Origin of the sequence: Pseudomonas sp. DL (assembly GCF_047199225.1) — a bacterium.
GTDB classification, from domain to species: domain Bacteria; phylum Pseudomonadota; class Gammaproteobacteria; order Pseudomonadales; family Pseudomonadaceae; genus Pseudomonas; species Pseudomonas aeruginosa.
The window spans coordinates 1,640,509-1,654,003 of the sequence record NZ_CP178323.1 but is presented as its reverse complement, the minus strand read 5'-3'; the positions used below and the strand labels follow the sequence as shown (position 1 = coordinate 1,654,003).

Genomic DNA, 13,495 nt, shown 5'->3' with positions numbered 1-13,495 from the left:
GAACGATGATTGCGCCGGGTGATGGGCCGTCATAACGCACGAGCGCGTCGGCACAAGCCGACGCGCTCGTCGCGACTGGCCGGGACTCAGCGTACCCCGGCGTTGCGCAGGGCGGCCGGCGTGTAGTCGGCGGACGAGGCCTTGAAGCCGAACTCGTAGCCGCGCTTCTCCTCGTTGTTCATGCCCAGCGCCAGGTAGCGACCGGCGATCACGTCGTAGAGCGCCTCCAGGGTGTAGCCGGCGACCTTCTGGTCGTAGTGGTACTGCGCGTGGCCCTCGCCGACCCGCCAGAGCTGGCCGCGACCGTCGTAGTGGTCGACCAGGGCGATCTGCCAGCTGTCCTCGTCGATGTACATGTGGCGCTTGGCGTAGATGTGCCGCTCGCCCGGCTTCACCGTGCCGACCACTTCCCACACCCGGTGCAGCTCGTAGCGGGTCAGGTCCTGGTTGATGTGCCCGGCCTTGATGATGTCGCCGTACTTCAGGGTCGGGTCGTTGAGCTTGTAGGCGTTGTAGGGGATGTACATCTCGCGCTTGCCGACCAGCTTCCAGTCGTAGCGGTCCGGGGCGCCGGAGAACATGTCGAAGTTATCCGAGGTGCGCAGGCCGTCGGCGGCGGTGCCCGGGCCATCATAGGCCACCTGCGGGGCGCGCCGCACGCGGCGCTGGCCGGCGTTGTAGACCCAGGCCAGGCGCGGCTCCTTGACCTGGTCGAGGGTCTCGTGGACCAGCAGCACGTTGCCCGCCAGGCGCGCCGGCGCGGTCACCTGCTGCTTGAAGAAGGTGAGGATGTTGGCCGCCTTGCTCTGGTCGAGGTCGGGCATGTTCTGCGGGAATGCCACCGACTCCTCGAAGCGGATCGGCGTGAAGCTGCCGTTGGTCTGCGGGGTGGCCTGGACGATGGTGCGCTTGAGGTTGCCGCCGCGGTAGCGGGTGATGTGGTTCCAGAGCACTTCGACACCGTTCTTCGGGATGGGGAAGGCGTAGTAGCGGCTCTTCTCGAAATTCGACAGGCCGTTGCCGTCGTTGATCGGCTGCACGTTCAGCGCGCTCTGCCTGACCGCCTCGTCGATCTCGGCCGGCAGGGCCACCGTGCGATGGGTCTTGTACACCGGGATCCGGTAGGTTTCCGGGTAGCGCTTGAACATCGCCAACTGGCCGTCGGAGAGCTTGTCCTTGTATTGCTCGACGTTCTGCGCGGTGATGGTGAACAGCGGCTTCTCGTCGGCAAAGGGATCGGAAAGGAAGCCCTTGCCATCGACCTTGCCGGCGCTGGCCGCGAGGCCGCCGGTCCAGGCCGGGATGCTGCCGTCGGCGTTGCCTTCCTTCTGCGCGCCGATGGGGGTCAGGCTGCTGCCGAGCTTGGCGGCCTCGTCGGGCGAAACCGCCGCCGTCACCGAACCGGCCAGCAGGCTGAGGGCCAGCGCCCCGGAGGACAGGAGTCGTGCTGTTTTCATGCGTCGTTATCCTTGTTCGTATCCGCGAAAGCGGCCGCCCCGAGGGGCGGCGGACCTCAGAAGTTCACCCCGAAGCTCACCGCGAGGAAGTCGCGGTCGTTGATCGGGTTGTAGTTGCCGCCGAAGAAGTCGGTGTAGCTGATGCTGGCGGTATAGGTGTTCTGGTAGTCGGCATCGAGGCCGACGCTGACGGCCTTGGCGCCCTCGCTGAAGTTCGGCCCGTAGCCCTCGACGTCGTGCGACCAGGCCAGGTTCGGCTTCAGGTTGACCCCGGCGAACACGTTGGGATATTCGAGGATCCCGCGCAGGCGATAGCCCCACGAGTTGCGGGTGTAGAAGCCGTGGCTGTTGCACTCCTGCGGGTTGGCCACGTTGAGCGCGCCGGTGCACAAGGCGTTGTTCGGCAGTTCGCCGATGCCATAGATGGCGTCGCGGCCGTAGCGCAGGTCGTCGCCGTCGACCCCGCTGAGGTGGTTGTAGCCGACTTCGCCGACCACGGTCAGGCGGTCGGCCGCCAGTACCCGGTCGAAGAACTGGGTGACGGTCACCTGTGCCTGGGTCACCGGCTTGCGCACGTAGCCGTTGATCACCTCGCCGGCGCGCGGGGTGGCGAAGCCGCTGTCGTAGATCGGGTTGCCGAACAGGGTGGTCGGGTAGATCGCGGCGATCGACATGTCGGTGCTGTTGATTTGTAGCGGCATGTTCGGCCGGTAGCTCAGCTCGCCGGCCACCGAGGTGCTGCCGATGTTGGTCTGGAAGCTCAGGCCGTAGAGGCGGATGTCCTCGGGATAGTCGATGAAGTAATAGCCGGTGGAGCGCCCGGTGACCGGGTCGGAGGTGGCCAGGCCGTTGCCGGCGATCACGCTGTAGTACGGGTTGCGACTGTGGTAGTTCATCGCGTACAGGCCGAACTCGGTGTCGTTCAGCTCCGCCGCGTACCAGCGCAGGGCCAGGCCCCACTGGCCGCTGTCGCGGGCATCGCGATCGCCGGCGCGCGGCAGGTAGCGGTAGCCGTTGGCCGGGTTCGGGTCGAAGTCGCTGCCGGCGTAGACCATCCGCTCGCAGCCATCGGCGACCACGTCGGTGGTAGAGAAGAAGGTGCCGCAGTTGTCGATCACCGTCTGGTCCCACTCCAACTGGTAGAAGCCTTCGACGGTCAGCGCGTCGCTGATGCCCTGGGACAGGTAGAGCATGTTCACCGGGATCAGGCCTTCCTTGATCTCCGCGCCGGGCCGGCGGAACGCGGCGACGTCCATCGGGTTGATGCTGTTGATCGAGTTCTGGATGAACGTGCTCTCGCCCCAGCTCACCACCTGCTTGCCGACCCGCACGCTGCCGGGCAGGTCGCCGATGCTGTAGTTGTGGTAGAGGAAGGCATCGAGCAGCTGCGCCCCGGAGGACTTGGCGCCCTCCTTGCGATTGTGGTCGTCGATGTCGTAGAGCAGGCGGTGTTCGTCCTTCAGCTCGAAGTCGTACCAGTACTTGCCACGGAAGAACGCGCCGGTGTCGCCGTACTTGAGTTCGAGATCGTGGATGCCCTTGAAGATCTTCGAGAAGGTTTCGCCCTTCTTGAAGTTGAGCCGGCCGTCGTCGGAGGTCTGCGACGAGGCGTGGCCGCCGTTGCGGGTGCCGATGTAGTCCTTGTCGGCGGAACGCATGGACCAGCTGGCCCCCACCGACAGCGACGAGTCGAATTGCCCTTCGATCTCCCCGATGTTGAATGACACGGCCGAGGCCTGGGTGGCGCAACCCAGGGCTGTGGCCGCAGCGAGTGCGTGCAGAGGGAAGATTCCGCGCCTTTTTGTTGTTGTCATGCGGCTCTCCTGACAGGGTCGAGGTGGCTACACCCTACCCAGCGGCCCGAACGGCGGTAAGCGCACCAAGGAGGTATTCCGGCTGTCGCCCGAAAGAGTGAACAGGGGCCCTGGAAAGCGCCTCGGCGAACGCCATATGCAGGATGGATACGCCGTCATCCAGTGCATGGATGACAGCGCGGCACTGTTCCGCCGGCGGCGGCGATGGCATCCTTCGCTGCATGCAGCCCGAACAGACCATTCCCGCCGACCGCGATCTCGCCGACGCCACCCGCGAGACGGTCATGCGTTATCACCTCAGCTGGAAGCACCGCGACATCGACGCGGTGATGGCGCTCTATCATCCCGAGGTCGAATACAACGACTTCTTCCAGAACCGCCGGATGCGCCTGGCCGATCTCCGCGAGTACGTCGAGGCGACCATGCCCAAGGGCCCCGACGAGTCGCTGGAGCACACCGACCGTATCCGCTTCGACGGCGATACCGCCTTCATCCAGTACCGCCTGCGGGTGACCCTCAGCGGCCGCCTGGCTTCGTTCCGCGCCAGCGAGGCGATCACCGTGCGCGACGGCCTGATCTGGCGCATCAACGAATACGCCTCGCTGGTCCACGAAAGCGGCGGCGGAGCCCAGGCCGGCGGCGACGGCCGGCCGCCGGCCAGCCGCCTGGGGCTTTCGGCCAAGCAGCTGAGCCTGCTGGCACGCGACCTGGAGCACTACTTCCAGCAGGCCCAGCCCTATCTCGATCCGGACCTGGACCTGACCCAGGTGGCCAATGCCACCGGCTATACGCGCAACCAGATTTCCTACCTGCTCAACCAGGTGCTCGGCCTGAGCTTCTACCAGTACGTCAACCAGACCCGCCTGCAACACCTGCTCGGCCAGCTTTCCGGCGAGCTGCCCGGACGGGTCGACGAACTGGCCTTCGCCGCCGGCTTCAATTCGCTGTCGGCCTTCTACCGCTGCTTCCGCCAGCACACCGGCCAGTCTCCGCGCGAATACCTGAAGCGCCTGTCGTCGCGCCGCTGAGATTTCCCAGCGGACCCGCGCGCACGACAGGCGCACGGCATCTTCCTACTCTCGCCGCATTCCCCCTTCCCTCTCGCTATGGAGCCCTCTATGTCGGCCTGGCGCCACCTCAGCCTGTGGATGAATCAACTGGACGATCCGCTCGAAGCGCGCCCGTCCCTGGAAGAATCCCTCGAGGTCGACGTGGCCATCGTCGGCGCCGGCTACACCGGCCTCTGGACCGCCTATTACCTGAAGCGCCGGGCGCCGCAGTTGCGCGTCGCCATCGTCGAGGCAGAAACCGCCGGCTTCGGCGCCTCGGGGCGCAACGGCGGCTGGCTGATGGGCAACCTGCTCGGCGAGGACGGCCTGCTCGCCGGCTTGCCGCCGGAGCGGCGCCGGGCCGGCTACGACCTGCTGCACGGGATTCCCGACGAAGTCGCGCGGGTGCTGCAAGAGGAAGGCATCGACTGCGACTACCGCAAGGGCGGCGTGCTCTACTGCGCGGCGCGCTACCCGGAACAGGAACGCCGCCTGCGCGCCTATCTGCATGATCTCTATGCCGAAGGCCTGGACGAAAGCGACTACCGCTGGCTGACGCCGCAGGAACTCGACCAGCAGTTGCGCATCCCCGGCAGCTACGGGGCGATCCATTCGCCGCACTGCGCCACCATCCAGCCGGCCAGGCTCGCGCGCGGCCTGGCCCGCGCGGTGGAGCGCCTGGGCGTGCGGCTGTTCGAGAAGAGCCGGGTGCTGCACTGGCAACGCGGCCTGCTGCGCACCGAGCGCGGCGAACTGCGCGCCGAATGGATCGTACCGGCAGTGGAAGGCTACGCCGCCAGCCTGCCGCCGCTGGGCCACTACCAGTTGCCGGTGCAGAGTCTGCTGGTGGCCACCGAGCCGCTGCCGTCGTCGGTCTGGGCGGAGATCGGCCTGGAGCGCGGCCAGGCCTTCAGCGAATTCAGCCGCCAGGTCACCTACGGCCAGCGCACCGCCGACGACCGCCTGGCCTTCGGCGCGCGGGGCGGCTACCGCTTCGGCGGCAAGCTGCGCAGCGACTTCAGCCTCGACGACGAGGAAGTCGGCCTGCGTCGCTACCTGTTCGGCGAACTCTTCCCGCTGCTCAAGGACGCCAGGATCAGCCACACCTGGGGCGGCAACCTCGGCATGGCCCGGCGCTTCCGCCCGCACATGTTGCTCGACCGCGCCAGTGGCATCGCCCTCTCCGGCGGCTACGGCGGCGAAGGGGTCGGCGCCAGCAACCTCGGCGGCCGCACCCTGGCCGCGCTGATCCTCGGTGAGGACAGCGAGCTGCTGCGGCAGCCCTGGGTGCTGGGCGAGCGTCCGCTGGACAGCCTGGCCCGCTGGGAACCGGAACCCTGCCGCTGGCTCGGCTACAACGCGATCATCCGCAGTTTCGTCCATGAGGACCGGGTCCTTGCCGACCCGCACAGCGCGCCCTGGCGCCGAAGCCTGGCGCAAACCCTCGCGGCCGGCATGGAAAGCCTGATGCGCTGAGAATCCCCTCCACCTCCCACAGAGGAAAAACCGCATGGCCCTGACCCTTCTGAAAAATACCGCCGGCGCCGATCTTGGCGCCGCCAGCCCGGTCGCGGTGCCCCTTGGCGAGCCGGTCGCGCAGACCCGCGCCTACGCCGTGGAGCGCACCGACCAGGTGGAAACCGGCATCTGGGAATGCACCCCCGGACGCTGGCGGCGGCAGATCGTCGAGCAGGAGTTCTGCCACTTCCTGCAAGGCCGCTGCACCTTCACCCCGGACGGCGGCGAGACCATCCGCATCGAGGCCGGCGATGCCTTGCTGCTGCCGGAGAACAGTCTCGGCGTGTGGGATGTGCAGGAAACCGTGCGCAAGAGCTACGTGATCATCCACCGCTAGCCCGGGCGGCGCGACGGCGTCACTCGAAGCGCCCGTGGCGCCCCTCGCCGTCCTTGAAGCGCTGCGCGCCCTCCAGGGTCTCGCCGCTCTCGATCACCGCCAGCCCGCCCTGGAATTCGTTGGCCAGGGCCACGTCGAAGGACAGTTCCCACTGCGCGTATACGCTGGCGCGATCGGCGAGCATGCAGGTCTGCGGGAAGGCGGCGAGTTCCGCCGCCAGCTCCTCGGCCTCGGCTCGCGCCGAACCGCTCGGCACCACCCGGTTGGCCAGGCCGATCTGCAACGCTTCGTCGGCCTTCACCGGACGCCCGGTGAGGATCAGGTCGAGCGCCCGGCCCTGCCCGACGATCCGCGGCAGGCGCACGCTGCCGCCATCGATCAGCGGCACCCCGAAACGCCGGCAGAACACTCCGCAGATGGCGTCCTCGGCCATCACCCGCAGGTCGGCGAGCAGCGCCAGCTCCAGCCCGCCGGCCACCGCATAGCCTTCGATGGCGGCGATCAGCGGCTTGCCGAGCTGCATGCGGCTCGGCCCCATCGGCCCGTCGCCCTCCGCCTCCAGACGATTGCGCCGCTCGCCATCCTCGGCTACCGCCGCCAGGTCGGCGCCGGCGCAGAAATTGCCGCCGCTGCCGGTGAGTACCGCGACCCGCGCCGTATCGTCCGCTTCGAACTCGCGCAGGGCGTCGGCCAGGGCCTGGGCGGTCGGCCGGTCCACCGCATTGCGCCGCTCCGGGCGAGCGATGACCAGGGTGGTGACCGGGCCGTTGCGTTCGACGATGACACTCATGACAGACTCCCTGCGGAAAAAGCGAAAAAAGACACCGGCCGGATGGCAGAAGACCGGCGTCAGCCGGTCTTCACCTTAGTCCTTTTCCCGCATCCGCCGGGCGTCTCAGAGCGCGTGCTTCTGCAGGTTGGCCATCATTTCACGGAGCGCCTCGACGTTGTCCGCCGGGTGCGCGGCGTTCTCGAAGTCGCAGATCTGCTGCCAGTGCGCGGCCACGTCCTCGGCGTCGAAGCCGGCCTTCGGATCGAAGCCGAAGCCCAGGCTGCGTTCCCAGCGTACCTTGCCGATCCAGCCACCGCCGACCTCATAGAGCCCCGAGGTATCCTCGCAGGCCGAGCTGCCGAGGTAGACCACCAGCGGGCTGACCAGCTCCGGCTTGAGCTGCTCGAAGACCTGCGGCGGGATCAGCCCCTCGGTCATCCGCGTACCGCCGGTGGGGGCGATGGCGTTGACCAGGATATTGTTCTTGCGCCCTTCCAGGGCCAGGGTGCGGGTCAGGCCGTAGAGGCCGAGCTTGGCCATGCCGTAGTTGCTCTGGCCGAAGTTGCCGTAGATGCCCGAGGTCGAGGAGGTGAACACCACCCGCCCGTAGGCCTGCTCGCGCAAGTGCGGCCAGGCGGCGCGAGTGACCTTGTAGGCGCCTTCGACATGCACCTGGTAGACCAGGTCCCAGTCGGCGTCCTCCATCTTGTGGAAGGTCTTGTCACGCAGGATGCCGGCATTGTTGACCACCACGTCGACGCGACCGAAGGCGTCCAGCGCGTTCTCCACGATCCTGCCGCCGTCCGTGACCGAGTCGTGGTTGGCCACCGCGGTGCCGCCGGCGGCACGGATCTCCGCCACCACCTTGTCCGCCGCCGAGGCACTGGCGCCTTCGCCATGGGTGCTGCCGCCGAGGTCGTTGACCACCACCCTGGCGCCATGCTTCGCGAACAGCAGGGCGTGGGCGCGGCCAAGGCCGCCGCCGGCTCCGGTGACGATCACGACTTGGTCGTCGAAACGCAGGGCATCGCTCATGTTCGGGACTCCAGGGCAGTAGGAAGGATTGCCCGAGTGTCGGCCAGCCCGCCGGCGGGGACAAGGCTTCGCGCCGCCATGAATGGCGCCCGATAAGGCAGCGGGATGTTCCGCTTCAGTCGAACGGAATGTACAGCCGGCCACGCGGGCCGAGCTTGAACAGCCACCAGTCGTAGTTGTGCCGGACCACCACCAGCAGCAGGCTGCCGAGCAACGCGAGGCCGGCGCCGACGGCGTACCAGCGACTGCCTTCCTGCCAGCACAGGTAGCCGAGCCCGAGCGCCAGCAGCAGGCCGAGTTCGGCGAGGACCATCCCGGACTGGCGGATGAACGGTTGCGCCTGCACCATCTGGCGGAACAACCAGGAGCCCTCGTCGAACGCGCGCAAGGGAGAAACGGGATCGTGCATGGAGACCTCCATGGGTGACGAAACGCCTCGTCCAGCGAGGCGCCAGCACCCTAGCCCCGATCCTTGCGCGATGGCACTTGCTGCAATCTCAAACTCGCTTAAGAAAACTCTGAATCATCCAGTCGGGCGCGAAACGCCAGGTAATGTTCGAGCACCGCCGCCGGCGCTTCGATCTGCGGATAATGGCCGATGCCATCGAGCAGCACGCAGTCGGCATCGGCGACCAGTTGCCGGTAGCGCTCGACCATGTGCGCCCCGGAGATCGGGTCGACGGCGCCGTCGATCACCCGCAACGGCACCCCGCCGTGCTGCAACGCCGCCACCCAGCGCTCACGCTGCTCGCGGCGGTCGACGATGTAGCGGATCAGGCGATGCATCACCCGCTGCCCCTGGTTGCTTTCGATCAGGCTCCAGAAGGCATCCAGCTCGGTCTCGCCGGGCTGGCTGCGCGGGCCGAAGACCTTGGCGAAGTTGCGCGCCAGGGCGCGGCGGTCGAACAGCCGGCCGAACAGCCCGCCCAACGGGCTCAGCAACAGCTTCTGGCTGAGCACCGGGCGGTGCGTTTCCGGGAACAGCCCACCATTGAGGAACACGCAGGAGGCGAGCCGCAGCCGGCCTTCGTGATGGCGGGCGAGCAGTTCCTGGGCGACGCTGTCGCCGTAGTCGTGGGCCAGCACGTGCAGCGGCTCGTCGATTCCCAGGCGGCCGAGCAGCGCCTGTTGCAGGTCGGCCTGCTCCAGCAGGCTGTAGCGATGGGCGCGCGGCTTGGCCGAATCGCCGAAGCCGAGCAGGTCGCAGACCAGCACGCGGTAGCGCTGCGCCAGCGGCTCCCAGAGGTAGTGCCAGTCCCAGGCGGCGCTGGGAAAACCGTGGATCAGCAGCAACGGCCGACCCTGCCCGGCTTCCCAGTAGCGGATCGGGAAGCCCTTGAAATCCAGGGTGCGGCCGCGCCTCCGCCAGGCCTCCAGTGGAATGCCGGGCAGCGCCGCGGTCACTGGCGGTAGCCCGGGTTCTGCTGGTCGAGCTTGCGCAGCAGCGCCGGCCAGGCGAGCTGGCCGCCCATGCCGGTCTTGCTGCGCATCACCCCGGCGATCATGTCGCGCGCGCCGGCGAGGATCTGCCCCGGGATGTGGATCAGCTCGGCGCCGCCGCTCTGCGCCATCACCTGTACCTCGCAGGCGCGTTGCAGGGTGAACATCATGAGGAAGGTATCGGCGATGGAACCGCCGCAGGTGAGCAGGCCGTGGTTGGGCAGGATCAGGAAATTGCTGGCCCCCAGGTCGGCCTGCAGGCGGGCCTTTTCCTCATGGTTCAGGGCGACGCCCTCGTAGGCGTGGTAGGACAGGCTGGAGAGCACGAACAACGATTGCTGCGACAGCGGCAACAGGCCCTGCTTCTGGCAGGACACCGCGATCCCCGCGGCGGTATGGGTGTGCAGCACGCACTCGACGTCGTGGCGGACCTCGTGCACCGCGCTATGGATGGTGTAGCCGGCCGGGTTGATCTCGTAGGGGCTGTCCATCAGCTTCTTGCCGCTGGCATCCACCTTCACCAGGCTGGAGGCGGTGATCTCGTGGAACATCAGGCCGAACGGGTTGATCAGGAAGTCCTCGGTGCCCGGCACCTTGGCCGAGATGTGGGTGAAGATCAGGTCGTCCCAACCGTACAGGGCGACCAGCCGGTAGCAGGCAGCGAGATCGACGCGGGTCTGCCATTCGGCGGCGGAGACCTGGGCTTGCACATCGGCGGGCAGGGAGTGAACGGCGGTCACGGCGGCATCCTCTTTTGTCGTTATCGGATGCCCGCAGTCTAGCCCCGCCCTCCTCCGGCGACTGTCGCCGGGCTTACACTCGCGCGCCGGCTGAATGGCGGAGGATTCAGCCGGCCTATGCGCGCAGGCTACAGGCAGTGGGCGACCAGGGGCGCGACCAGCAGGTTGAACAGCCCGGTGAGAACCATCAGCAGACCGGCCGCCGAACCTTCCTCGCCGCCGAACTCGTAGGCCCGACTGGTGCCGGCGCCGTGCGCGCCGACGCCGAACAGCGCGCCGCGGGCCAGCGGCGTGCGCAAGCGCAGGACGCGCAGCAGGGTGCCGCCGATCACCGCGCCGAACACCCCGGTGATCATCACGAAGGCGGCGGTCAGTTCCGGCACGCCACCCAGGTCGTGGGACATCTCCATGGCGAACGGCGTGGTGATCGAGCGCGGCAGCAACGACAGCGTGACCTGGCCGTCCAGCGCCAGGGCCTGGGCCAGCGCCCAGGAGCTGCCGATGGCCACCGCGGTGCCGGCGAACATCCCGGCCAGCAGCGCCGGCCAGTGGCGCATCAGCAGCTCGCGCTGCTGCCAGATCGGGATGGCGAAGGCCACCGTCGCCGGACCGAGCAGCGCCACCAGCCAATTGGTGTCGCGGGCGTAGTCGGCGTAGCGGGTATGGGTGGGAATCGCCAGGGCGTAGAGCAGCACCGGGACGAACACGATGGGCGACAGCCAGTACCACTTCACCCGGCGGTACAGCTGGCGGCTCAGCAGGTAGCCGCCGACGGTCGCCGCCAACCAGAACAGGGCTTGCTTATCGAGACTCATGGCGCGCCCTCCAGCGGCACATCCACTCCACCGACACCGCGGTGACCAGCATCACCAGCAGGGTGCTGAGCATGATCACCAGGAGGATGCGCCAGCCCTCGCTGCGTAGCAGCGCGCCGTAGTCGAGCAGGCTCATCAGCGCCGGGATGAAGAACAGCAACATCTCCGCCAGCAACAGGCCGGCCCCGGCCTGCAGCCAGGCCGGACGCAGCAGGCCGCTGGCGAACAGCAGCAACAGCGCCGCCAGGCCGACCACCCCGCCCGGCAGCGGCAGGCCGATGGCCTTCGCCAGCCAGCCGCCAGCCCACCAGAAGGCGATGAGTACCGCCAGTTCGGCGGCAAGGCGGGACAGACGGCGGACGAGCGGGGGCAACATGGGAAAGGCCTTGGCTGGGAAATCGGGGATGGAGAAAGGATAAGGCCCGGCCTATCATCCCCAAAGCGAATTGTCCGCATGAGAGCCATTCCAGAATGGAATTCCGTCAACTCCGCAGCTTCGTCGAAGTGGTCCGCCAGGGCAGCTTCACCCAGGCGGCTCAGGTCCGCCACGCCAGCCAGTCGACCATCAGCAAGCAGGTCGCCCAACTGGAGCAGAGCCTTGGCGTGCAGGTATTGGAACGCAACGGGCCGCACGTGCGCCTGACCGACGCCGGCGCCGTGGTGTTTCGCCGCGCCGAGGAGATGCTGCGGCTGCGCCGCGACCTGCTCAGCGAATTGGACGACCTCAGCCAGCTCAACCGCGGCGAACTGCGCCTGGGCCTGCCGTTGCTCGGTGCCGACGCGCTGTTCGCCCAACGCTTCGCCGAATACCGGCGGCGCTATCCGAACATCGCCGTGCACCTGGTGGAGGGCGGCAGCAAGACCATGGAGCAGGCGGTGCTGGCCGGCGAGCTGGAATTGGCCGGCAGCCTCACCCCGGCGGACGACGGCTTCGACTACCAGCCGTTCTGCAACGAACCGCTGGACGTGCTGCTGCCGGCCGGGCATCCCAAGGCCGCTGCCGCCAGCGTCGCCCTCGGCGAACTGGCGGACAGCCCGTTCCTGCTCTACCAGCAGAGCTTCACCCTCAACGACCGCCTGCTGCGCGCCTGCCTGGAGGCCGGCTTCAGCCCGCGCGAAGGCGGCCGCAGCGGCCAGGCCGACTTCCTCGGCGCGCTGGTGGCGGCCAACCAGGGAGTGGTGCTGCTACCACGGGTGATCGCTCGCGAGATCGAACGCCCGGGAGTGGTGCGGGTCCTGCTCAGGGAGCCGGACCTGCGCTGGGACATCGCCTTCATCTGGCGCCGTGGCGGCTACCTGTCGCGGGCGGCGCAGGCCTGGCTGGAGCTGCTGCGCGAGCAGCCGCTGGAGGAAAGCCCGGCGTAGGGCGAATAACCGCCACGCGGTTATCCGCCGCCTCGGCAGGCGTTTCGGCGGATAACGCCTGGGGGCGTTATTCGCCCTACCGCTTGCTCCCTCCCCGTGTAGGGCGAATAACCGCCACGCGGTTATCCGCCGCCTCGGCAGGCGTTTCGGCGGATAACGCCTGGGGCGTTATTCGCCCTACCGCTTGCTCCCTCCCCGTGTAGGGCGAATAACCGCCACGCGGTTATCCGCCGCCTGGGCAGGCGTTTCGGCGGATAACGCCTGGGGCGTTATTCGCCCTACCGCTTGCTCCCTCCCCGTGCAGGGCGAATAACCGCTACGCGGTTATCCGCCACCTCGGCAGGCGTTTCGGCGGATAACGCCTGGGGCGTTATTCGCCCTACCGCTTGCTCCCTCCCCGTGTAGGGCGAATAACCGCTACGCGGTTATCCGCCACCTCGGCAGGCGTTTCGGCGAATAACCGCCACGCGGTTATCCGCCGCCTCGGCGGGGTACGCCCGGGATCAGCCCTTGAGGGCGGCGGCGAACTCGGCCAGCCAAGGCTCGGCGTCGGTCTCGGGGGTAACGGTTTCGCTGGCATCCAGGCGCAGCATCGGCAGCACTTCGCGCACGCCCAGTTCGCCGAACAGTTCGCGAACCTGCTCGCCGCCACCGCAGAACGTGTCGCCGTAGCTCGAATCGCCCAGGCCGATGACCCCGCCCGGCAGGCCGTGCCAGGCCGGCAGTTGGTCGCGGATCGCGTAGTACAGCGGTTGCAGGTTGTCCGGCAGTTCGCCCATGCCGGTGGTCGAGGTCACCACCAGGAATGCCTCGGGGGCGAAGGCCTTGAGTTCGTCGAGGCTGGCGCGGGGCAGATGGGAGGCCTCGAGGCCGGCCGCGGACAGCAATTTCTGGGCGTGCCGGGCGACTTCTTCGGCGGTGCCGTAGACCGAGCCGGAGAGAATGGCGACTTTCATGAACACTCCGTAAGCCAACAGGGGTAAGCCGGGCATTATGCCGCATGCGTACGCCGAGCGGGACGCACCGAATCAATGCAGACAGGCCGCAAAAGCACCATTTCGGTGCGCGCCCTGTCATCGGGATGTCATCGCGCTGCCGTAGACACGGCAGCGAACCTTCGCCACCACGGCGGGAACGATCCTTGCCTGTCCTC

General features: G+C 67.8%; 14 protein-coding genes. 4 read left to right on the top strand and 10 right to left on the bottom strand.

The window, feature by feature from the left end:
- Positions 1-86: 86 nt before the first annotated feature.
- Positions 87-1,457 carry a DUF1329 domain-containing protein gene (locus ACI766_RS07715; RefSeq protein WP_003111022.1) on the bottom strand — a complete coding sequence of 457 codons (1,371 nt, stop codon included), beginning with the start codon at positions 1,455-1,457 and terminating at the stop codon, positions 87-89.
- 56 nt (positions 1,458-1,513) lie between these two features.
- Complete coding sequence (locus ACI766_RS07710; RefSeq protein WP_003102337.1) at positions 1,514-3,271, bottom strand: DUF1302 domain-containing protein; 1,758 nt, start codon at positions 3,269-3,271, stop codon at positions 1,514-1,516.
- A 284-nt stretch (positions 3,272-3,555) separates the two neighbouring features.
- Between ACI766_RS07710 and ACI766_RS07705 the strand changes: the two genes are divergently transcribed.
- The 3 genes from ACI766_RS07705 (at position 3,556) to ACI766_RS07695 (ending at position 6,175) form a co-directional block, all read left to right on the top strand.
- Positions 3,556-4,299, top strand: coding sequence for an AraC family transcriptional regulator (locus ACI766_RS07705; protein WP_003119583.1), 744 nt, complete (start codon positions 3,556-3,558; stop codon positions 4,297-4,299).
- Between the two features lie 90 nt (positions 4,300-4,389).
- On the top strand, positions 4,390-5,796 hold the full coding sequence (locus ACI766_RS07700; RefSeq protein WP_003102335.1) for an NAD(P)/FAD-dependent oxidoreductase: 1,407 nt from the start codon (positions 4,390-4,392) through the stop codon (positions 5,794-5,796).
- Between the two features lie 34 nt (positions 5,797-5,830).
- Positions 5,831-6,175, top strand: coding sequence for a cupin domain-containing protein (locus ACI766_RS07695; protein WP_003091873.1), 345 nt, complete (start codon positions 5,831-5,833; stop codon positions 6,173-6,175).
- A gap of 19 nt (positions 6,176-6,194) precedes the next feature.
- Here the strand turns inward: ACI766_RS07695 and ACI766_RS07690 are convergent, their stop codons facing one another.
- The 7 genes from ACI766_RS07690 to ACI766_RS07660 form a co-directional block, all read right to left on the bottom strand.
- On the bottom strand, positions 6,195-6,965 hold the full coding sequence (locus ACI766_RS07690) for a crotonase/enoyl-CoA hydratase family protein (protein WP_003091874.1): 771 nt from the start codon (positions 6,963-6,965) through the stop codon (positions 6,195-6,197).
- Between the two features lie 105 nt (positions 6,966-7,070).
- Entirely contained in the window at positions 7,071-7,982 is a 912-nt protein-coding gene (locus tag ACI766_RS07685; RefSeq protein ID WP_003111019.1) for an SDR family oxidoreductase, read from the bottom strand.
- 115 nt (positions 7,983-8,097) lie between these two features.
- A complete protein-coding gene (locus ACI766_RS07680) occupies positions 8,098-8,391 on the bottom strand; it encodes a hypothetical protein (protein ID WP_003114489.1) in 294 nt (97 codons plus the stop codon).
- A gap of 98 nt (positions 8,392-8,489) precedes the next feature.
- Positions 8,490-9,386 carry an alpha/beta fold hydrolase gene (locus ACI766_RS07675; RefSeq protein WP_003102328.1) on the bottom strand — a complete coding sequence of 299 codons (897 nt, stop codon included), beginning with the start codon at positions 9,384-9,386 and terminating at the stop codon, positions 8,490-8,492.
- Positions 9,383-10,162: a class II aldolase/adducin family protein gene (locus tag ACI766_RS07670; protein WP_023121975.1), complete on the bottom strand. Its 780-nt coding sequence runs from the start codon at positions 10,160-10,162 to the stop codon at positions 9,383-9,385. Before ACI766_RS07670 ends, ACI766_RS07675 begins: the two co-directional genes overlap by 4 nt.
- Positions 10,163-10,290: 128 nt before the next feature.
- Positions 10,291-10,977 carry an LrgB family protein gene (locus tag ACI766_RS07665; protein ID WP_003102323.1) on the bottom strand — a complete coding sequence of 229 codons (687 nt, stop codon included), beginning with the start codon at positions 10,975-10,977 and terminating at the stop codon, positions 10,291-10,293.
- A complete protein-coding gene (locus ACI766_RS07660; RefSeq protein WP_003091885.1) occupies positions 10,964-11,353 on the bottom strand; it encodes a CidA/LrgA family protein in 390 nt (129 codons plus the stop codon). Before ACI766_RS07660 ends, ACI766_RS07665 begins: the two co-directional genes overlap by 14 nt.
- A gap of 95 nt (positions 11,354-11,448) precedes the next feature.
- Between ACI766_RS07660 and ACI766_RS07655 the strand changes: the two genes are divergently transcribed.
- Positions 11,449-12,342: a LysR family transcriptional regulator gene (locus ACI766_RS07655; protein ID WP_003114492.1), complete on the top strand. Its 894-nt coding sequence runs from the start codon at positions 11,449-11,451 to the stop codon at positions 12,340-12,342.
- A 503-nt stretch (positions 12,343-12,845) separates the two neighbouring features.
- Here the strand turns inward: ACI766_RS07655 and ACI766_RS07650 are convergent.
- Complete coding sequence (locus ACI766_RS07650; protein ID WP_003102319.1) at positions 12,846-13,298, bottom strand: flavodoxin; 453 nt, start codon at positions 13,296-13,298, stop codon at positions 12,846-12,848.
- Positions 13,299-13,495 lie beyond the last annotated feature (197 nt).